The sequence below is a fragment of the Streptomyces rhizoryzae genome, assembly GCF_023155275.1.
Lineage (GTDB): Bacteria > Actinomycetota > Actinomycetes > Streptomycetales > Streptomycetaceae > Streptomyces > Streptomyces rhizoryzae.
Genome location: NZ_JALMUV010000027.1, coordinates 44,040 through 65,106 on the forward strand (window position 1 = coordinate 44,040; position 21,067 = coordinate 65,106).

General features: G+C 74.0%; 16 protein-coding genes. 13 read left to right on the forward strand and 3 right to left on the reverse strand.

Annotated elements, in window-relative coordinates:
- The first annotated feature begins 17 nt into the window (after window positions 1–17).
- The 9 genes from MUU72_RS21260 (at window position 18) to MUU72_RS21300 (ending at window position 13,403) form a co-directional block, all read left to right on the forward strand.
- Window positions 18–1,661, forward strand: coding sequence for a PucR family transcriptional regulator (locus MUU72_RS21260; protein WP_248014930.1), 1,644 nt, complete (start codon window positions 18–20; stop codon window positions 1,659–1,661).
- 179 nt (window positions 1,662–1,840) lie between these two features.
- Complete coding sequence (locus MUU72_RS21265) at window positions 1,841–3,298, forward strand: aldehyde dehydrogenase family protein (protein WP_248014931.1); 1,458 nt, start codon at window positions 1,841–1,843, stop codon at window positions 3,296–3,298.
- Window positions 3,299–3,812: 514 nt separating this feature from the next.
- The gene (locus MUU72_RS21270; RefSeq protein ID WP_248014932.1) at window positions 3,813–5,732 is read left to right on the forward strand and encodes an acyl-CoA dehydrogenase family protein; all 1,920 of its coding nucleotides are present in this window, start codon (window positions 3,813–3,815) and stop codon (window positions 5,730–5,732) included.
- A gap of 111 nt (window positions 5,733–5,843) precedes the next feature.
- Complete coding sequence (gene dxr, locus MUU72_RS21275; RefSeq protein ID WP_248014933.1) at window positions 5,844–7,163, forward strand: 1-deoxy-D-xylulose-5-phosphate reductoisomerase; 1,320 nt, start codon at window positions 5,844–5,846, stop codon at window positions 7,161–7,163.
- On the forward strand, window positions 7,160–8,461 hold the full coding sequence (locus MUU72_RS21280) for a M50 family metallopeptidase (protein ID WP_248014934.1): 1,302 nt from the start codon (window positions 7,160–7,162) through the stop codon (window positions 8,459–8,461). The genes dxr and MUU72_RS21280 overlap by 4 nt, the downstream gene beginning before the upstream one ends.
- A 169-nt stretch (window positions 8,462–8,630) precedes the next feature.
- A complete protein-coding gene (ispG, locus tag MUU72_RS21285; RefSeq protein WP_248014935.1) occupies window positions 8,631–9,788 on the forward strand; it encodes a flavodoxin-dependent (E)-4-hydroxy-3-methylbut-2-enyl-diphosphate synthase in 1,158 nt (385 codons plus the stop codon).
- 259 nt (window positions 9,789–10,047) lie between these two features.
- Window positions 10,048–10,893, forward strand: coding sequence for a GNAT family N-acetyltransferase (locus tag MUU72_RS21290; RefSeq protein ID WP_248014936.1), 846 nt, complete (start codon window positions 10,048–10,050; stop codon window positions 10,891–10,893).
- A 24-nt stretch (window positions 10,894–10,917) separates the two neighbouring features.
- On the forward strand, window positions 10,918–11,454 hold the full coding sequence (locus tag MUU72_RS21295) for a GNAT family N-acetyltransferase (RefSeq protein WP_248014937.1): 537 nt from the start codon (window positions 10,918–10,920) through the stop codon (window positions 11,452–11,454).
- A 245-nt stretch (window positions 11,455–11,699) separates the two neighbouring features.
- Window positions 11,700–13,403: a proline--tRNA ligase gene (locus MUU72_RS21300; RefSeq protein WP_248014938.1), complete on the forward strand. Its 1,704-nt coding sequence runs from the start codon at window positions 11,700–11,702 to the stop codon at window positions 13,401–13,403.
- Between the two features lie 143 nt (window positions 13,404–13,546).
- On the opposite strand, the gene MUU72_RS21305 is transcribed toward MUU72_RS21300, so the two are convergent.
- From MUU72_RS21305 to MUU72_RS21315, 3 genes are all read right to left on the reverse strand, one after another.
- The gene (locus MUU72_RS21305) at window positions 13,547–14,455 is read right to left on the reverse strand and encodes an aminoglycoside phosphotransferase family protein (protein WP_248014939.1); all 909 of its coding nucleotides are present in this window, start codon (window positions 14,453–14,455) and stop codon (window positions 13,547–13,549) included.
- Between the two features lie 50 nt (window positions 14,456–14,505).
- Window positions 14,506–15,000 (reverse strand): ferritin-like domain-containing protein, encoded by a 495-nt coding sequence (locus tag MUU72_RS21310; RefSeq protein ID WP_248014940.1) that lies wholly within the window; start codon window positions 14,998–15,000, stop codon window positions 14,506–14,508.
- A 160-nt stretch (window positions 15,001–15,160) separates the two neighbouring features.
- The gene (locus tag MUU72_RS21315; protein WP_248014982.1) at window positions 15,161–15,658 is read right to left on the reverse strand and encodes a hypothetical protein; all 498 of its coding nucleotides are present in this window, start codon (window positions 15,656–15,658) and stop codon (window positions 15,161–15,163) included.
- Window positions 15,659–15,818: 160 nt separating this feature from the next.
- On the opposite strand from MUU72_RS21315, the gene rimP reads away from it, so the two are divergent.
- From rimP to infB, 4 genes are all read left to right on the forward strand, one after another.
- Complete coding sequence (rimP, locus tag MUU72_RS21320; RefSeq protein ID WP_248014941.1) at window positions 15,819–16,352, forward strand: ribosome maturation factor RimP; 534 nt, start codon at window positions 15,819–15,821, stop codon at window positions 16,350–16,352.
- A gap of 2 nt (window positions 16,353–16,354) precedes the next feature.
- Window positions 16,355–17,347, forward strand: coding sequence for a transcription termination factor NusA (nusA, locus tag MUU72_RS21325; protein WP_248014942.1), 993 nt, complete (start codon window positions 16,355–16,357; stop codon window positions 17,345–17,347).
- Between the two features lie 128 nt (window positions 17,348–17,475).
- Window positions 17,476–17,754, forward strand: a complete 279-nt coding sequence (locus tag MUU72_RS21330; protein WP_248014943.1) for a YlxR family protein — start codon at window positions 17,476–17,478, stop codon at window positions 17,752–17,754.
- Window positions 17,755–17,933: 179 nt separating this feature from the next.
- Entirely contained in the window at window positions 17,934–21,008 is a 3,075-nt protein-coding gene (gene infB / locus MUU72_RS21335; RefSeq protein ID WP_248014944.1) for a translation initiation factor IF-2, read from the forward strand.
- Window positions 21,009–21,067: the final 59 nt, after the last annotated feature.

Consider the following 21,067-nt stretch of genomic DNA (forward strand, 5'->3'; position numbering starts at 1 on the left):
AGCCATCCGAAGGTCCCATGCCGCACACCCTCGCCTCCCTGGTCAACCACACCGCGCTCAAGCTGACCGTGCTCGCGGGCGAGGACCGGCTGGACGTCCCGGTGCGCTGGGCGCACGCCAGCGAGCTGACCGACCCGGTCCCGTACATGGAGGGCGGGGAGCTGCTGCTGATCACCGCGCTGAAACTGGACGCCGAGGACCCCGAGACCGCGGACCGCTACGTGCGGCGGGTCGCCGGGGCCGGGGTCGTGGGGCTGGGCTTCGCCGTCGGGGTGAACTACGAGGAGGCGCCCCAGGCGCTGGTCGAGGCGGCCCGCAGGCACCACCTGCCGCTGCTCGGCGTGCCGCGCCGGACGCCGTTCATCGCGATCAGCAAGGCCGTCTCGGCGGCCGTCGCGGCCGACCAGTACCGCGCGGTGACCGCCGGCTTCGAGGCGCAGCGCGAGCTGACCCGGGCGGCGCTCGGCGCCGAGGGGCCGAGCGAACTGCTGGCCCGGCTCGCCGCGCACCTGGACGGCTGGGCCGCGCTCTACGACGCCTCCGGCGCGGTGGTGGCGGCCGCCCCCGAATGGGCCGCGCGCCGCGCCGCCCGCCTCACCGAGGACGTCGCGCGGCTGCGCGAACGGCCCGCGCCCGCCAGCTCCGTCGTCAGCGACACCGACGGCGACGACCGGGTGGAACTCCAGTCGCTGGGCACCGGGCGCCGGGCCCGCGGCGTCCTCGCCGTCGGCACCGGCGCGCCCCTGGGCACCGCCGAGCGGTACGCGGTGCACTCCGCGGTCGCCCTGCTGACCCTGACCACCGAGCGGTCCCGCGCCCTCCAGGACGCCGAGCAGCGGCTGGGCGACGCGGTGCTGAAGATGCTGCTGGCCGGCGAGCCGGACCACGCCCGCGCGGTCGCCGGCCGACTCTACGGCGGGCTGCTGGACGCCCCGTTCCGGGTGCTGGTGGCCGAACCGGTGCCCGCCGACGACCAGCCGTCCGCGCCGGCCGCCGGCACCGCCCCCGTCCTGGACGCGCTCGCCGACACCCTGGAGTCCGCCGCCGCCCGCACCGGCGAGGCGGTGCTCGCCGTCCCCGACGGCGGCCGCCTGATCGTGCTGGTCGCCGACGGCGGGGCGGCCGCCCGGTCCTGCGCCGCGTTCGCCGCCGCCGCCGAGGCCCGCGCCGCCGACCGGCCCCGCACCCGCGGCCGGACCGCCCGCAACGGCACCGCCCGGGACGCCGAGCAGCTGGCCGTCGGCCTCTCCGCGCCCACCGGCCCGATGGCCGCCGCGCACGCCTACCGCCAGGCCGAACAGGCCCTGTCCGTCGCCCGCCGCCGCGGCCGCGCCCTGGTCGAGCACGAGGACGTCGCGGCCGGCTCGGTGCTGCCGCTGCTCGCCGACGACGCGGTGCGGGCCTTCGCCGACGGGCTGCTGCGCGCCCTGCGCGAGCACGACGCCACCGGCCGCGGCGACCTGGTGGCGTCCCTGCGCGCCTGGCTGGCCCGGCACGGCCAGTGGGACGCGGCCGCCGCCGACCTCGGCGTGCACCGCCACACCCTGCGCTACCGCATGCGGCGGGTGGAGGAGATCCTCGGCCGCTCGCTGGACGACCCGGACGTGCGGATGGAGCTGTGGCTGGCCCTGAAGGCCACCTCGGCGCAGCCGGGGGAGTGACCGCGGGCCCCGGACGGGATCCGGCGGACTCCACCGCGGAGAGGCGCCCTCGCGGATTACGCCGCTTCGGACAAGCGCCAGGAGGCCGCCGCACCCCTACGGTGGGCGGAGAGAAACGCCAAGCCGCTCCCTGAGCTGCGCGCGCACCACCCACCACCACTGAAGGGCCGGGATCCACTGTGCCGAACACTGCTGCAGCCCCCACCGCCTTCTGGCTCGCCGGCCGTGAGGCCACCGGCGAGGCCACCTTCGATGTCACCTCCCCCTGGGACGGACGTCTCGTCGGCACGGTGAGCGTTCCCACCGAGGCCCAGGTCGAGGAGGCCGTCGCCGCCTCCGTCGCGGTCCAGGACGAACTGGCCGCGACCCCCGCCCACGTGCGGGCGGCCGCCCTGGACCACGTGGTGCGCGGCCTGGTGGAGCGCACCGAGGAGATCGCCCGGCTGATCTCCGCGGAGAACGGCAAGCCCATGAAGTGGGCGCGCGGCGAGGTCGGCCGGGCCGTCTCGGTCTTCCGCTTCGCGGCCGAGGAGGCCCGCCGCTTCAACGCCGGCGAGGCGCAGCGCCTGGACACCGACGCGGGCGGCGCCGGCCGGCTCGCGCTGACCCGCCGCTTCCCGCGCGGCACGGTCCTGGGCATCGCCCCGTTCAACTTCCCGCTGAACCTCTGCGCCCACAAGATCGCCCCGGCCATCGCCGCCGGCGTGCCGATCATCCTCAAGCCCGCCCCGGCCACCCCGCTCTCCGGCCTGGTCATCGGCGAGCTGCTGGCCGGCGCCGGCCTGCCCGCCGGCTCCTGGTCGATCCTCCCGGTCCCCAACGACCGCATGGAGGCCCTCGTCCAGGACGAGCGGCTGCCGGTCATCTCCTTCACCGGCTCCGACAAGGTCGGCTACGCCATCCTCGACTCGGTGCCGCGCAAGCACTGCACCCTGGAGCTGGGCGGCAACGGCGCGGCCGTCGTCCTGCCCGACTGGTCCTCCGAGCAGGACCTGGACTGGGCCGCGCAGCGCATCGCCACCTTCGCCAACTACCAGGGCGGCCAGTCCTGCATCTCGGTGCAGCGGGTCATCGCCGACGCCTCGGTCTACGACCGCCTGGTGGCCAAGGTCGTCGAGCGGGTCGAGGCCCAGGTCACCGGCGACCCGTCGGACGAGGCCACCGAGGTCGGCCCGCTGGTCAGCGAGGACGCCGCCAAGCGCGTGGAGTCCTGGGTGGACGACGCCGTCGAGCGCGGCGCCAAGCTCCTGACCGGCGGCAAGCGCGACGGCGCCTCGTACGCCCCGACCGTCCTGGAGGACGTGCCGGCCGGTGCCGTCCTGGCCACCGAGGAGGTCTTCGGCCCGGTCCTGACCCTCCAGAAGGTCGACGGCGTCGACGCGGCGTTCGCGGCCGTCAACGACTCCAAGTTCGGCCTCCAGGCCGGCGTGTTCACGCACGACGCCAAGACCGCCTTCCGCGCCCACCGCGCGCTGGAGGTCGGCGGCGTGGTGATCGGCGACGTGCCGTCCTTCCGCGCCGACCAGATGCCCTACGGCGGCGTCAAGCAGTCCGGCGTCGGCCGCGAGGGCGTCCGCTTCGCCATGGACGACTACACCTACGAGCGGGTGCTGGTCCTCACCGGACTGGACCTGTAAGCCCCCGCGAATCCGGCGGGCCGGCCACCCGGCCCGCCCCGCACCCCGAACCGGCCTGGTCCGGTGGACAGCGACGGCCATCCCTTGGGCCGTACCGCCCGCCAGGTCCCGGCCGGCGCACCCCCCGGCGCCGGCCCCGACGCGGCGCGCTCCGGCACCCTGTTTCCGGAGCGCGCCGCGTCCCCCGTTCCACCCCCGTTCCCCCCGGGCCGCCCCCCGACGGTCCGGGTCCTACGACGCTACGGCCCCGCTCCGCCCCGGTTCCTCCTGACCGAGGCGGATGCGGGGCCGTGCCGCTGGGGGTGCCGCCGCGCCCGGCGTACAACCAGCGCGGTATGCCGCACCCCCCGGAAGGCGGGGTTCCGGCCCCCGTGCGCCCGCCCCGGACCGGGCCCGGGGCGGCCGGCTTCCGCTGGTGCAACCGGTGCAGATCGGGTAACTCTCACAAGTAGCACTGCCCGGCGGCCGACCGGCCCGCCGGCAGAACTCCCGATCGCGGCGAGGTGAGCTCCCGATGACCGCTCCGTCCATCCGCAACGTCTCCGAGCGCGAAGCGCGCCAGGTCGCCGAGGCGGCCCGCGAACAGGACTGGCACAAGCCCAGCTTCGCCAAGGAGCTGTTCCTGGGGCGCTTCCGGCTCGACCTCATCCATCCGCACCCCACCCCTGACGTCGAGGACGTCCGGCGCGGCGAGAAGTTCCTGGCCACCCTGCGGGAGTTCTGCGAGAACGAGATCGACGGCGCCCGCATCGAACGGGAGGGCCGCATCCCGGACGAGACCGTCCGCGGCCTGAAGGAACTGGGCGCCCTCGGCATGAAGATCGACCCCAAGTACGGCGGCCTCGGCCTCACCCAGGTCTACTACAACCGCGCCCTGGCCCTGGCCGGCTCGGCCAGCCCGGCGATCGGCGCACTGCTCTCCGCGCACCAGTCGATCGGCGTACCGCAGCCGCTGAAGCTCTTCGGCACCCAGGAGCAGAAGGAGACCTTCCTGCCGCGGCTGGCCCGCACCGACATCTCCGCCTTCCTGCTCACCGAGCCCGACGTCGGTTCCGACCCGGCCCGGCTGGCCACCACCGCCGTACGCGACGGCGACGCCTACGTGCTGGACGGCGTGAAGCTGTGGACCACCAACGGCGTGGTCGCCGACCTGCTGGTCGTGATGGCCCGGGTGCCCGCCTCCGAGGGCCGCAAGGGCGGTATCACCGCCTTCGTCGTCGAGGCCGACGCGCCCGGCATCACCGTCGAGAACCGCAACGCCTTCATGGGCCTGCGCGGCCTGGAGAACGGCGTCACCCGCTTCCACCGGGTGCGCGTCCCGGCCGCGAACCGCATCGGCCCCGAGGGCGCCGGCCTGAAGATCGCCCTGACCACCCTCAACACCGGCCGGCTCTCGCTGCCGGCGATGTGCGCCGGCACCGGAAAGTGGTGCCTGAAGATCGCCCGCGAGTGGTCCGGCGTCCGCGAGCAGTGGGGCCGCCCGATCGCCCGGCACGAGGCGGTCGGCGCCAAGATCTCCTTCATCGCCGCCACCACCTTCGCCCTGGAGGCGGTCGTCGACCTCGCCTCCCAGATGGCCGACGAGGACCGCAACGACATCCGCATCGAGGCCGCCCTCGCCAAGCTCTACGGCTCCGAGATGGGCTGGCGGATGGCCGACGAACTGGTCCAGATCCGCGGCGGCCGCGGCTTCGAGACCGCCGACTCGCTCGCCGCCCGCGGCGAACGCCCCGTTCCCGCCGAGCAGATGCTCCGCGACATGCGCATCAACCGCATCTTCGAGGGCTCCACCGAGATCATGCACCTGCTGATCGCCCGCGAGGCGGTCGACGCCCACCTCTCCGTCGCCGGCGACCTGATCGACCCCGACAAGACCCTCGCCGACAAGGGCCGGGCGGCCGCCAAGGCCGGCGGCTTCTACGCCCGCTGGCTGCCCAAACTCGTCGCCGGGCCCGGCCAGCTCCCGCGCACCTACCAGGAGTTCGGCGACCTCGCGGGCCACCTGCGGTACGTCGAGCGGACCTCCCGCAAGCTCGCCCGGTCCACCTTCTACGCGATGTCCCGCTGGCAGGGGAAGATGGAGACCAAGCAGGGCTTCCTCGGCCGGATCGTCGACATCGGCGCCGAGCTGTTCGCGATGAGCGCGGCCTGCGTCCGGGCCGAGCACCTGCGGCTGACCGGCGGCCACGGCCGGGAGGCGTACCAGCTCGCCGACGCCTTCTGCCGCCAGGCCCGGATCCGCGTCGAGGAACTGTTCCACCGGCTGTGGACCAACACCGACGAACTGGACCGCAAGGTCGTCTCCGGCGTCCTCGGCGGTAACTACACCTGGCTGGAGGAGGGCGTCGTCGACCCCAGCGGCGACGGCCCCTGGATCGCCGACGCCGCCCCCGGCCGGAGCACCAAGGACAACGCCCGCCGCCCCTTCCGGTGAACCCCTGGGCGTCCCCGCCGCGCCCCGTACGGGCACCCCGCCCGTCGCCCGTACGGGGCGCCGCGGCCCTCGGTGGCCGCCCCGCCCCGCCGACCGGCCACAATGGACCGCATGACGGACACCCTCGCCCACCCGCACCTGCGCTTCGAGCCGACCACCGGCGGCTCCGCCTTTGGTGACCCGGCCGGCCCCCGGGAGATCGTGATCCTCGGCTCGACCGGATCGATCGGCACCCAGGCCATCGACATCGTGCTGCGCAACCCCGGCCGCTTCCGGGTCACCGCGCTCGCCGCGGCCGGCGGCCGGGTCGGCCTCCTCGCCGAGCAGGCGCACCGGCTGCGGGTGACCGCCGTCGCGGTCTCGCGCGAGGCGGCGGTGCCCGCGCTCCGCGAGGCGCTCGCCGCGCGCTACGGCGCGGGGGAGCCGCTGCCGGAGATCCTGGCCGGCCCCGACGCGGCCACCGAACTGGCCGCCTTCCCCTGCCACACCGTCCTCAACGGCATCACCGGCTCCATCGGCCTGGCCCCCACCCTCGCCGCCCTCAAGGCCGGCCGGGTGCTCGCCCTGGCCAACAAGGAATCGCTGATCGTCGGCGGCCCCCTGGTCAAGGCCCTCGCCCGGCCCGGCCAGATCATCCCCGTCGACTCCGAGCACTCCGCGCTCTTCCAGGCCCTGGCCGGCGGCACCCGCGCCGAGGTCGGCAAGCTGGTGGTCACCGCCTCCGGCGGCCCGTTCCGCGGCCGCACCCGGGCCGAACTCGCCGGGGTCACCCCCGAGCAGGCGCTCGCCCACCCCACCTGGTCGATGGGCCCGGTCGTCACCATCAACTCCGCCACCCTGGTCAACAAGGGCCTGGAGGTCATCGAGGCGCACCTGCTCTTCGACGTCCCCTTCGACCGCATCGAGGTCGTCGTCCACCCGCAGTCCTACGTCCACTCGATGGTGGAGTTCACCGACGGCTCCACCCTCGCCCAGGTCAGCCCGCCCGACATGTGCATGCCCATCTCCCTGGGTCTCGGCTGGCCCGAGCGGGTCCCCGCCGCCGCCCCCGGCGTCGACTGGAGCACCGCCCGGAGCTGGGACTTCTTCCCCCTCGACGAGGACGCCTTCCCCTCCGTCCCGCTGGCCTGCCGGGTCGGCGACCTCGGCGGCACCGCCCCGGCCGTCTTCAACGCCGCCAACGAGGAGTGCGTCGCGGCGTTCCTGGCGGGCGGGCTGCCGTTCACAGGGATTGTGGATACGGTCGCCGCAGTGGTCGACGAAGGGCTGGCATCCGGAGTGGTGATGACGCACAACGCCGACGGACCGCACCCCGGCGGCGGAACCTCCCTGACCGTGGCGGACGTCCTGGAGGCCGAGACCTGGGCGCGCGCCCGCGCCCGCGAACTGGCCGCCGCGGCGGCCCGCACACCGTCGGAGGCCCGCGCATGACGACCTGGATGACCCTTCTCGGCATAGTCGTCTTCGTCGTCGGCCTGCTGTTCTCCATCGCCTGGCACGAACTCGGCCACCTCACCACGGCCAAGATGTTCGGCATCCGCGTACCCCAGTACATGGTGGGCTTCGGACCGACGATCTTCTCCCGCAGGAAGGGCGACACCGAGTACGGCATCAAGGCGATCCCGCTCGGCGGCTACATCCGCATGATCGGCATGTTCCCGCCCGGTGACGACGGCAAGCTCCAGGCCCGCTCCACCTCGCCGTTCCGCGGCATGATCGAGGACGCCCGCGAGGCGGCCTTCGAAGAGCTCCAGCCCGGCGACGAGCACCGGCTCTTCTACACCCGCAAGCCCTGGAAGCGCGTCATCGTGATGTTCGCCGGGCCGTTCATGAACCTCGTCCTGGCCGTGGCGATCTTCATGAGCGTGCTGATGGGCTTCGGCATCAACACCCAGACCACCCAGGTCAGCTCGGTCTCCGACTGCGTCATCGCGGCCTCCGCCAAGACCGACAAGTGCCCGGCCGGCGCCAAGGACTCCCCGGCCAAGGCGGCCGGCCTGCGCGCCGGCGACAAGATCGTGGCGTTCGACGGCCGGGCCGTCCCCGACTGGAACACCCTCCAGGAGCAGATCCGCCGCACCACCGGACCCGCCACCCTCCTCGTCGAACGCGACGGCACCAAGGTCACCCTGCACGCCGACCTCATCGAGAACAAGGTCGCCAGGACCGACGGCCACGGCGGCTACGTCCCCGGCCAGTACGTCACCGCCGGCTTCCTCGGCTTCACCCCGGCCAGCGGCGTCGTCAAGCAGACCTTCGGCCAGTCCGTCGACCGCATGGGCAACATGGTCCAGCAGGGCGTCCAGTCGCTGATAAACGTTCCCGCCAAGATCCCCGACCTGTGGAACGCGGCCTTCAACGGCGCCGAGCGCAAGCAGGACTCCCCGATGGGCGTGGTCGGCGCGGCCCGGGTCGGCGGCGAGGTGTTCTCCCTGCACATCCCGCCGGAGCAGCGGGTGGCGACCATGCTCTTCCTGGTCGCCGGCTTCAACCTCTCGCTGTTCCTGTTCAACATGCTGCCGCTGCTCCCGCTGGATGGCGGCCACATCGCCGGCGCCCTGTGGGAGTCGCTGCGGCGCGCCTTCGCCCGGGTCGTCCGGCGCCCCGACCCCGGCCCCTTCGACGTCGCCAAGCTGATGCCGGTCGCCTACGTCGTCGCCGGGATCTTCATCTGCTTCACCCTGCTGGTACTGGTCGCCGACGTGGTGAACCCGGTCAAGCTGACCTGATCCGCGCAGGACCGGCCGGGCGCGCTGCCCCGTATGGGCGTGCCCGGCCGCCTCCTTCAGGGGGGCGCAAGGGTTCGATGTGCCTCGGGCGAGGCGGGTGCCGTAGTCTCGATGACCGGAAGCCCGCCGAATCCGGGCCTTGATCCATCACCTTGGGGTTGCTCGCCAGATGACTGCCATCGCACTGGGAATGCCGGACGTACCGACCAAGCTCGCCGACCGCCGGGTCAGCCGCAAGATCCAGGTCGGTTCGGTCGCCGTGGGCGGAGACGCACCGGTCTCGGTGCAGTCGATGACGACCACCCGGACGTCCGACATCGGCGCCACCCTCCAGCAGATCGCCGAGCTGACCGCCGCCGGCTGCCAGATCGTCCGCGTCGCCTGCCCGACCCAGGACGACGCCGACGCGCTGCCGGTGATCGCCAGGAAGTCGCAGATCCCGGTCATCGCGGACATCCACTTCCAGCCCAAGTACGTCTTCGCCGCGATCGACGCCGGCTGCGCCGCGGTCCGCGTGAACCCGGGCAACATCAAGCAGTTCGACGACAAGGTCAAGGAGATCGCCAAGGCGGCCTCCGACGCCGGCACCCCGATCCGGATCGGCGTCAACGCCGGCTCCCTGGACCGGCGGCTGCTCCAGAAGTACGGCAAGGCCACCCCCGAGGCGCTGGTCGAGTCCGCCCTGTGGGAGGCGTCCCTCTTCGAGGAGCACGGCTTCCGGGACATCAAGATCTCGGTCAAGCACAACGACCCGGTCGTGATGGTCAACGCCTACCGCCGGCTTGCCGCCGCCTGCGACTACCCCCTCCACCTCGGCGTGACCGAGGCCGGCCCGGCGTTCCAGGGCACGATCAAGTCGGCGGTCGCCTTCGGCGCCCTGCTCAGCGAGGGCATCGGCGACACCATCCGGGTCTCGCTCTCCGCGCCGCCCGTCGAGGAGGTCAAGGTCGGCATCCAGATCCTGGAGTCGCTCAACCTCCGCCCGCGCCGCCTGGAGATCGTCTCCTGCCCCTCCTGCGGCCGCGCCCAGGTCGACGTCTACAAGCTCGCCGACGAGGTCACCGCCGGCCTGGAGGGCATGGAGGTGCCGCTCCGCGTCGCCGTCATGGGCTGCGTCGTCAACGGCCCCGGCGAGGCCCGCGAGGCCGACCTCGGTGTCGCCTCCGGCAACGGCAAGGGCCAGATCTTCGTCAAGGGCGAGGTCATCAAGACCGTCCCCGAGTCGAAGATCGTCGAGACCCTCATCGAAGAGGCCATGAAGATCGCCGCCCAGATGGAGGCCGACGGCATCGCCTCCGGCGAACCCGTCGTCACCGCGGCCGGCTGACCCACCGGGGCGCGACGCCGATCCCTCAGGGCGGGGCGAACGGATCTCCCTAGGGGCCGGGCGAACGGATCCCGTAAGGGGCGGCGGCGCCCCCTGCGGGGCCACAACGTGGCGGGGCCGGGCGGAATTCCCGCCCGGCCCCGCCGTCCGCTGCCGGCCGCCCCCCGCCCCCGGGTAGCTCCGGGCCGGTGGAGGTACAGTGCCAGGACCCGCTACCGCCCGGCCTCCCAGGCCCCGCAACGGTGAGGCATTCCGACACGTGCTGACGACCACCACCCTCAAGGTCCTCGATCCGGGAGAGCTCGACGAGGCCCTCGCGGTCCTGGACCGCGAACCGGTCGCCAACGCCTTCGTCGCCGCCCGCGTCCAGGTCGCCGGCCTCGACCCCTGGCGGCTCGGCGGCGAGATGTGGGGCTGGTACGCCGACGGCCGGCTGGAATCCCTCTGTTACGCCGGCGCCAACCTCGTCCCCGTCTGCGCCACCCCCGAAGCCGTCCGCGGCTTCGCCGAACGCGCCCGCCGCCAGGGCCGCCGCTGCTCCTCCATCGTCGGCCCGGCCGGCCCCACCGCCGCCCTGTGGTCCCTGCTGGAGCCGCACTGGGGCCCGGCCCGCGAGATCCGCGCCCACCAGCCCCTGATGGTCACCCGCGGCCCGTCGGCCGAGATCGCCCCCGACCCCCGCGTCCGCCGCATCCGCAAGGACGAACTGGACCTGATCATGCCGGCCTGCGTCGCCATGTTCACCGAAGAGGTCGGCATCTCCCCGCTCGCCGGCGACGGCGGCCTGCTCTACCAGGCACGCGTCGCCGAACTCGTCGGCGCCGGCCGCTCCTTCGCCCGCATCGAGGACGGCAAGGTGATCTTCAAGGCCGAGATCGGCGCGGCCACCCCGCTCGCCTGCCAGATCCAGGGCGTCTGGGTCGACCCCGCGCACCGCGGCCGGGGCCTCTCCGAGACCGGTATGGCCGCCGTGCTCCGCTACGCCCTCCGCGACGTCGCCCCGGTCGTCAGCCTCTACGTCAACGACTACAACACGGCCGCCCGCGCGGCCTACCGCAGGGTCGGCTTCGAGGAAGTCGGCGCATTCATGAGCGTACTGTTCTGAGCCGCCGCCTTGTACGCTCCGAACATGGATGACGTCGCGGTCGGCCCCCTGGATCTCGCTGCCCGCGTGGACGACGCGCTCGCCGTGCAAGCCCTGGCCTTCGGCCTCACCGACGACGAGATCGCCGTGCGCCGCCACATCGTGCTCCGCCACCTCGGCTGCCCCGGCGCCCGGGCCCTCGGCGCCACCACCCCCGGCGGCCGCCTCGTCGGCTTCGTCTACGGCATGCCCAACGACCGCACCCACTGGTGGTCCACCGTCGTCGAGCCCTACCTCCGCTGCCAGGGCCTGGACCACTGGCTCGACGACTCCTTCGTCATCACCGAACTCCACGTCCACCCGGCGCACCAGAACCGCGGCATCGGCCGCGCCCTGATCACCCGGATCACCGACGAGGCCGCCGAACCCCGCAGCATCCTCTCCGCCATCGACACCGACAGCCCCGCCCGCGCCCTCTACCACTCCCTGGGCTACGAGGACCTCGCCCGCCGCGTCCTCTTCCCCAGCGCCCCCACCCCGTACGCCGTCATGGGCGCCCCCCTCCCCCTGAAACGCCCCTGACCCCCACCGGAAACCAGCCACCTCCGGAAACCGCAACCGCACCACCCACGCGAACCCCCACCCCGCAACCCCGTCCCCGCGCCCCGAAAGCCCCGCGCAGCGGCCCCCGCCGAAGGCGCAACCCCCCCACGGCGCGGCACCCGGCATCGTGGGTGGCCCCCACGCGGAGCGATACGCATTTTCGCCCGCCACCCCCGTACGGCTAACCTCCAGGGAGTCACTTTTCTTACGCAGGAGAAACTCCCATGGCCCACGCCGCACAGGTCCAGCGCATGTCCCGCTTGATGGTCAAGACACTGCGCGACGACCCGGCCGACGCCGAGGTGCTCAGCCACAAGCTGCTGGTGCGCGCCGGCTACGTGCGCCGCACCGCGGCCGGTGTCTGGTCCTGGCTGCCCCTCGGCAAGAAGGTCCTCGCCAACGTCGAGCGGATCGTGCGCGAGGAGATGGACGCCATCGGCGGCCAGGAGGTCCTGCTGCCCGCCCTGCTGCCGAAGGAGCCGTACGAGGCGACCGGCCGCTGGGACGAGTACGGCGCCGAGCTCTTCCGCCTCCAGGACCGCAGGGGCGGCGACTACCTCCTCGGCCCCACCCACGAGGAGATCTTCACCCAGCTGGTGAAGGACCAGTGCACGTCCTACAAGGACCTGCCGGTGGTGCTGTACCAGATCCAGACCAAGTACCGCGACGAGGCCCGCCCGCGCGCCGGCATCCTGCGCGGCCGCGAGTTCCAGATGAAGGACTCCTACTCCTTCGACCTCGCCGACGAGGGCCTGGCCGAGTCCTACGCGCTGCACCGCGCCGCTTATCAGCGGATCTTCGCGCGCCTCGGCCTCGACTACCGCATCTGCGCGGCCACCGCCGGCGCCATGGGCGGCTCCAAGTCCGAGGAGTTCCTGGCCCCCGCCGCGGCCGGCGAGGACACCTTCGCCGACTGCCCGGCCTGCGACTACGCCGCCAACACCGAGGCGATCACCTACGCCCTGACGCCGGTGGACGCCGCCGGCGTCCCCGCGGCCGAGGAGATCCCCACGCCGGACACCCCGACCATCGAGACCCTCGCCGCGCACCTCGGCGTCCCGGCCTCCGCGACGCTGAAGAACCTCCTGGTCAAGGTGGACGGCGAGATCGTCGCGGTGGGCGTCCCGGGCGACCGCGAGGTCGACATGGGCAAGGTCGAGGCGCACTTCGCCCCCGCCGCCGTCGAGCTGGTCACCGCCGAGGACTTCGTCGGCCGCGACGACCTGGTCCGCGGCTACGTCGGCCCGCAGGGCCTGGACGAGGTCACCTACCTCGCCGACCCGCGCGTCGCCCCCGGCACCGCCTGGATCACCGGCGCCAACAAGGACGGCGTGCACGCCAGGAACGTCGTCGCCGGCCGCGACTTCGAGGTCGACGCGTACGTCGACGTGGTCGTCGTCCAGGAGGGCGACCCCTGCCCGAACTGCGGCACCGGCCTCAAGCTGGACCGCGCCATCGAGATCGGCCACATCTTCCAGCTCGGCCGCAAGTACGCCGACGCCTTCCAGCTCGACGTGCTCGGCCAGAACGGCAAGCCGGTCCGGGTGACCATGGGCTCGTACGGCATCGGCGTCTCCCGCGCGGTCGCCGCCCTGGCCGAGCAGCACGCCGACGAGCAGGGCCTGTGCTGGCCCCGCGAGGTCGCGCCCGCCGACGTCCACGTCGTCGCGGCCGGCAAGGCCAAGCAGACCGAACTCGCCCTGGAGATCTCCGAGCAGCTCGCCGACGCCGGCCTGCGCGTCCTGGTCGACGACCGGCCCGGCGTCTCGCCCGGCGTGAAGTTCACCGACGCCGAGCTGATCGGCGTGCCCACCATCGTCGTGGCCGGCCGCCGCGCCGGCGAGGGCGTCGTCGAGGTCAAGGACCGCCGCACCGGCGAGCGCGAGGAACTGACGGTCGCCGAGGCCGTCGCCCGCCTGGGCGCCTGACAACCGGCGAACGGGCCGGCCGGGGCACCCCGCCCCGGCCGGCCCGTTCCGCCGTCCGCCGCCGGCCCGCTAGGGGGTGGCCGTGAAGTCGCGTCGTTCGCCCGGAGGGCGGCCGGGCGCCGGACGGGACTTCACGGACACCCCTAGACCGCCGCGGCGAACTCCAGCAGCGCCTCCCCGCGCCGCCGGTCGCCCGCCACCGCCTCGCGCACGCCCCCGCGCACCGCGCGGTACAGCGTCCAGCCGCGCAGCCGCTCCCGGTCCAGCTCCAGGGAGTCGGCCAGCTTCGCCACCCGCCGCCGGGCCGCCGCGGCCGCCCCCGACCCGGCCAGCAGGTCCTCGAACCGGTCCAGCACCAGCCGCGCCAGGTCGTACGCCCGCTCACCGACCAGCGGCGACGGGCCCACCGCCAGCCACGGCACCCGCTCCCCGGCCAGTACCTTCCCCTGCCGGAACGCCCCGTGCAGCAGGTACTCCTCCGCCGCCCCGGCCGGCAGCGACCGCCCCAACTCCAGCGCCTCGTCCACCAGCGGCCCGGCGCCCGCCCGGCCGGCGGCCGCCCGCAGCGCCGCCTCGTCCTCCGCGGTCCGCTCCGCCACCGACGCGAACGGATGCCCCTCCGGCGGCGCCACCCACAGCCGCCGCACCGTGCCGGCCGCCTCCAGCAGCGCCCGGGCCTCCGGCAGCGACCGCAGCGACACGGCACCCTGCAACCGCTCCAGCAGCAGCGCACCGCCGGCCTCGTCGGCCCGCAGCAGCCGCACCGCGCCCCAGCCGTTCCAGGCCCGCAGGGCCGCCGCCTCCAGCGCCGCGGCCCGCCCCGGCACCGGGAACTTCAGCGCCGCCGGCGTCCCGTCCGCCTGCCGGACGAACGCCACCAGGCAGCTGCGGCCGCCCGGTTCGTGCACCCGCTCCAGCGTCAGTTCCCAGGCGTCCAGCCGTTCCCGGACCAGCGCGGGGAGCGCGGCCAGCCAGGCCCCGGCGGGCCCCTCCCGATCGCCGCCGAGTGCACGTCGCAGTCGGTGCGGCGGTTCGATGGGTGCCGTTGCCATGCCTGAGCTGTCCTTTTCGTGGGGGAGTGGCCGCGGCTGCGGCCGGTCGTTCACAGCGCGTCGGAATCAGGTCCCGCGGCACCCGGCGGAGCGGGCGCCGCGGCCCGTTCCACGAGCCCAGGGAAGGCTACGCCGCTGCCCCGCCAGCGCACCGCCCGCACCGCCGCCTCCCGCAGCGCGGCCGCCGCCTCGGTGCGGCGCGCGCCGCCGGCGGCCCGCACGAGGTCGGCGTAGACGGCCGCCACCCGGTCCTCCAGCTCCGCGGCCAGCCGCACCGCGGCGGCCGCGTCCGGCACCGGGAACGGCAGCGCGTACGCGGCCGCGGCGGCCTGCGGGGTGCCGCCCAGGTCCCGTACGGTCCGCCGCAGCGCGTCCCGGCGCGCCCGGTGCGCGTCGTACGCCCCCTGCGCCTCCTTGCGCCGCCCGGCCCCGATGCGCCCCCCGACCACGCCGTACCCGTACACCGCCGCGTGCTCGGCCGCCAACGCCGCCTGAACGGCGGTGAGTTCGGAGTGGTCGGGGTGGGGGCGTGCCGTCGTCGTCATCCCGCCTCTTTCTGGTTGTCGTGCGTGGGGGTTTCGGTGTGGCGCCGCTCCGCCGGGCGCCGTACGCGGCGGTGGCGGGGACGGAAGGGGAAGGGCCGCCCCCGGGCCCGGTCCTCGGCGCGGGTGTTCGCGTCCCCGCGCGCGGCCAGGGGGCGTTCGCTCACCCGGGGGCCGTCAGGAGGTAGGCGTGGGCGGCTCCGGCGGCGGCGACCGAGGCGAGGAGGCGGGCGAGTTCGGGGGGCGCGGTGCGCAGGGCGGTGGTGCGGGCGTCGGCGAGGGTGCGCTCCGCGTCGGCGAGGGCGGTGCGGGCGGCCTGTTCACCGGCGGGCACGCGGGGGGCCACGGGGGCCGGTGCGCGGCCGGGGGAGGGGGACGCGGAGGGCGCGGGGGCGGTGAACGCCTCGGCGTGGCGGGCCACTTCGGTGCGGAGCGGGCGCAGACGGGCGCCCAGGCCCGGGTGGGCGGCGAGGGTCGCGTCGTAGCGGGCCAGCAGCGCGCGGCTGTCACGGGCGGCGCGGGCCCGGGTCCGCTGTGCGGCCGCCGACTGCTCGGCCGACTCCGGGGCGGGCCCGGCGCTGTCGTCGGCGCATCCGGCGAGCAGGGCCGCGCCTCCCAGGGCGGCGCCGGCCAGCAGGGTCGTTCTGCGTGTGAGCGCCACTTTCGGCACGTTGCACTTCCCGGGGTCTTCCGTCGTGATCACCGCAGGCGAGCGTATCCGTGCCCACCCGCCGAATCGTCAGTACCCCGCCGGAACCGATAGGCTTTGACCCGACACGCGACCTAACCACAACAGCACACGCGGCCGAGGAGTCACCCGGATGAGCACCACCCAGAGCGAGAGGCTGCGCGGACTGCTTGAACCGCTCGTCGCCGCGCGAGACCTGGATCTGGAAGAGATCGAGGTGACACCCGCCGGCCGGAGCCGGGTGCTGAGGATCGTGGTCGATTCCGACGAGGGCGTCCAGCTGGACGAGTGCGCCGAGCTGAGCCGCGAGGCGTCCGAGGTGCTGGACGAATCCGATGTGATGGGCGGCGCCCCGTACACCCTCGAGGTGTCCTCGCCCGGCGCCGACCGGCCGCTGACCGAGCCGCGGCACTACCGCCGCGCCGTCGGCCGCCTGATCAAGGCCCGCCTCCACGAGGGCGGCGACCTGGTGGCGCGGATCACCGCCATGGACGACACCGGCCTGGACCTCGAAGTGCCGGGCGTCAAGGGCCGCAAGCCGACCGCCCGCCGGGTCGCGTTCGACGAGATCGCCAAGGCGCGCATCGAGCTGGAGTTCAACCCCCGCCCGGCCAAGGGCGGGGCGCCGCAGGGCGAGAAGACCGACGAGAACAAGGAGGAGGCGTAGCCGTGGACATCGACATGAGTGCCCTGCGGGGTCTGGTGCGGGAGAAGGAGATCTCGTTCGACCTGCTGGTCGAGGCGATCGAGTCGGCCCTCCTCATCGCGTACCACCGCACCGAGGGCAGCCGCCGCCGGGCGCGGGTGGAGCTGGACCGCAGCACCGGGCACGTGACGGTGTGGGCGAAGGAGGACCCCGAGGACCTGGAGGAGGGTGCCGAGCCGCGCGAGTTCGACGACACCCCGTCCGGCTTCGGGCGGATCGCGGCGACCACCGCCAAGCAGGTCATCCTGCAACGGCTGCGGGACGCCGAGGAGGAGATCACGTTCGGCGAGTACGCCGGACGCGAGGGCGATGTCGTCACCGGCGTCGTCCAGCAGGGCAAGGACCCCAAGAACGTCCTGGTCGACATCGGCAAGCTGGAGGCCATCCTGCCGGTGCAGGAGCAGGTCCCCGGCGAGGAGTACAAGCACGGCACCCGGCTGCGGTCGTACGTCGTCCGGGTCGTCAAGGGCGTCCGGGGGCCGTCGGTCACCCTGTCGCGCACCCACCCCAATCTGGTGAAGAAGCTCTTCGCCATGGAGGTGCCGGAGATCGCGGACGGGTCGGTGGAGATCGCCGCCATCGCGCGGGAGGCCGGCCACCGGACGAAGATCGCGGTGCGCTCGACCCGGTCCGGGCTGAACGCCAAGGGCGCCTGCATCGGCCCGATGGGCGGACGGGTCCGGGCCGTGATGGCCGAGCTGAACGGCGAGAAGATCGACATCGTGGACTGGTCGGACGACCCGGCCGAGCTGGTGGCGAACGCGCTGTCGCCGGCCCGGGTCAACAAGGTCGAGGTGGTGGACCTGAACGCGCGCTCCGCGCGGGTCACCGTCCCCGACTACCAGCTGTCACTGGCCATCGGCAAGGAAGGCCAGAACGCCCGGCTCGCGGCGCGGCTCACCGGCTGGCGGATCGACATCCGCCCGGACACCGAGCACGCACCCGCGCAGGGCTGAGACGACCGGTACGCGGGGCGCAGCGGCCGAAAACAAGTGGTGCCGCGGCGCCCCGCGGGGAATTCTTGAACACGGCTCGGTCTTTACCCCATCGGGGTGGAGCGCCCGTGGGGAGGTAGACTTAAGCAGTGTCTGGCCGGACGCATGCCCGCGCATGCCCTGAGCGCACATGTCTGGGTTGCCGGGAGCGAGCGGCCAAGGGCGATTTGCTGCGCATCGTGGAGATCGAGGGCGAGTGTGTCCCCGATCCTCGCGGTACGCTGCCCGGCCGGGGTGCTTATGTGCACCGGACACTGGTCTGCCTCGACCTGGCGGTTCGCCGCCGGGCGTTTCCCCGGGCCTACCGGGGCCGCGGCCCGTTCGAGACGGCGGAGTTGCGCCGGTTCCTCGAAGGGGGCGCGGAGTGAGCAGCCGCCATGGCAACAGCGCACGGCACGACAACGCACAGCGCACGGAAAACCGTGCGGTCAGGTACCTCGCGAGTCGGAAGTAGGTCGAGATTGCGATGAGCACTCGATGAGTACGCGATGAGTACGCCCATGAAGTAGCGACGGTCCGGTGGACACCCGGACCTAGAAGGAGCGAAGTGGCTAAGGTCCGGGTTTACGAACTCGCCAAGGAGTTCGGTGTGGAGAGCAAGGTCGTCATGGCCAAGCTCCAAGAACTTGGTGAATTCGTCCGTTCGGCGTCCTCGACGATCGAGGCGCCGGTTGTTCGCAAGCTGACCGACGCATTCCAGGCGGGCAGCGGCGGTGGCCGTTCCGCCGGCAAGCCCGCGGCGCCGCGCAAGTCGGCCCCCGCGAAGCCGTCCGCGCCCTCTCCGGCGCAGGCCGGCGGCACCTCCCGCGCCGCGGGGGACCGTCCGGCTGCCCCGAAGCCGGGCGCCCCCAAGCCGGGCCCCGCGGCCCCGGCCGCCCCCGAGGCCCCCGCCGCCCCCGCGGCGCCGGCGGCCCCCAAGCCCGCCGCGGGCCCCACCCCGGGTCCGCGCCCCACCCCGGCGCGCCCCGCGGCGCCCAAGCCCGCTCCGGCCGCGCCCGCGCAGCCGGAGTTCCAGGCCCCGCCGTCCGCGCCGGCGCCCGCCGCGCAGCAGGGCCCCCGCCCGGGTGCCACGCCCGGCCCGCGCCCCGGCGGCCGCCAGGCCCCCGGCCAGGGCCAGCGCGCCCCGCGCCCCGGTGGCCAGGCCCCGCGTCCCGGCGCCCCCCGTCCGGCCGGTCCCCGTCCGGGCAACAACCCCTTCACCTCCGGTGGCTCCACGGGCATGGCCCGTCCGCAGGCCCCGCGGCCCGGTGGCGCCCCGCGTCCCGGCCAGCCCGGTCCGCGCCCGCAGGGCGGCGGCCAGGCCGGTCCGCGTCCGCAGGGCCAGGGCGGTCCGCGTCCGACCCCCGGTTCCATGCCGCGTCCGCAGGGTGCCGCGCCCGGCGGTGGCGCCGGCCCGCGTCCCGGCGGCGGTAACCGCCCGAACCCGGGCATGATGCCGCAGCGTCCGGCCGCCGGCCCGCGTCCGGGTCCCGGCGGCGGCCGTCCGGGCGGCGCCGGCCGTCCCGGTGGCGGCGGCGGTCGTCCCGGTGGCGGCGGCTTCGCCGGCCGTCCCGGTGGCGGTGGCGGTCGTCCCGGTGGTGGCGGCGGCGGTTTCGCCGGTCGTCCCGGTGGCGGCGGTCCCGGTGGTGCCGGCGGCGGCTTCGGCGGTCGTCCCGGCTTCGGCGGCCGTCCGGGCGGTCCCGGTGGCCGTGGCGGCACGCAGGGTGCCTTCGGCCGTCCCGGCGGTCCGGCGCGCCGCGGCCGCAAGTCGAAGCGGCAGCGCCGCCAGGAGTACGAGGCGATGCAGGCGCCCTCGGTCGGCGGCATCATGCTGCCGCGGGGCAACGGCCAGATCGTTCGCCTCTCGCGCGGTGCCTCGCTGACCGACTTCGCGGAGAAGATCAACGCCAACCCGGCGTCCCTGGTGCAGGTCATGCTGAACCTGGGCGAGATGGTCACCGCGACGCAGTCCGTCTCCGACGAGACGCTGCAACTGCTCGCCGACGAGATGAACTACGTCGTCGAGATCGTCAGCCCGGAGGAGGAGGACCGCGAGCTGCTCGAGTCCTTCGACATCGAGTTCGGCGAGAACGAGGGCGGCGAGGAGATGCTGGTCTCCCGTCCGCCGGTGGTGACCGTCATGGGTCACGTCGACCACGGTAAGACCCGCCTGCTGGACGCGATCCGCAAGACCAACGTGGTCGCGGGCGAGGCCGGCGGCATCACCCAGCACATCGGTGCCTACCAGGTCGCGACCGAGGTCAACGACGAAGAGCGCCGCATCACCTTCATCGACACCCCGGGTCACGAGGCGTTCACCGCCATGCGTGCCCGTGGTGCGAAGTCGACCGACATCGCGATCCTCGTGGTGGCGGCCAACGACGGTGTGATGCCGCAGACGATCGAGGCGCTGAACCACGCCAAGGCGGCCGACGTGCCGATCGTGGTCGCGGTCAACAAGATCGACGTCGAGGGCGCCGACCCGACCAAGGTGCGCGGTCAGCTGACCGAGTACGGCCTGGTGGCCGAGGAGTACGGCGGCGACACCATGTTCGTCGACATCTCCGCCAAGCAGGGTCTGCACATCGACGAGCTGCTGGAGGCGGTCGTCCTGACCGCCGACGCGGCGCTCGACCTGCGGGCCAACGCCGAGCAGGACGCCCAGGGTCTCGCGATCGAGGCGCACCTCGACCGCGGCCGCGGCGCCGTGGCCACCGTCCTCGTCCAGCGCGGCACCCTGCGCGTCGGCGACACGATGGTCGCCGGCGACGCCTACGGCCGGGTCCGCGCGATGTTCGACGACAAGGGCAACAACGTCGAGGAAGCGGGTCCGTCGACCCCCGTCCTGGTCCTGGGTCTGACCAACGTCCCGGGCGCCGGCGACAACTTCCTGGTCGTCGACGAGGACCGCACGGCTCGCCAGATCGCCGAGAAGCGCGCGGCCCGCGAGCGCAACGCCGCGTTCGCCAAGCGCACCCGCCGGGTCTCCCTGGAGGACCTGGACAAGGTGCTCAAGGCGGGCGAGGTCCAGCAGCTCAACCTCATCATCAAGGGCGACGCGTCCGGTTCGGTCGAGGCCCTGGAGTCCTCGCTGCTCCAGCTCGACGTCGGCGAGGAGGTCGACATCCGGGTGCTGCACCGCGGCGTCGGTGCGGTCACCGAGACCGACATCGACCTGGCGACCGGCTCCGACGCGATCGTCATCGGCTTCAACGTCCGCGCCGAGGGCCGCGCCACCCAGCGCGCCGAGCGCGAGGGCGTCGACGTCCGGTACTACTCGGTCATCTACCAGGCGATCGAGGAGATCGAGGCGGCCCTCAAGGGCATGCTCAAGCCGGAGTACGAGGAGGTCGAGCTCGGTACGGCGGAGATCCGCGAGGTCTTCAAGTCGTCCAAGCTGGGCAACATCGCCGGTGTGCTCATCCGGTCCGGCGAGGTCCGGCGGAACACCAAGGCCCGCCTGCTCCGCGACGGCAAGGTCATCGCGGAGAACCTCACCATCGAGGGCCTGCGCCGCTTCAAGGACGACGTCACCGAGATCCGCGAGGGCTTCGAGGGCGGTATCAACCTCGGCAACTTCAACGACATCAAGGTCGACGACGTCATCGCGACCTACGAGATGCGGGAGAAGCCGCGCGGCTGACGCGCAGCACCGTCCGGGGCCGGTCGGCGGAGAATATTTCCGTCGATCGGCCCCGGCCG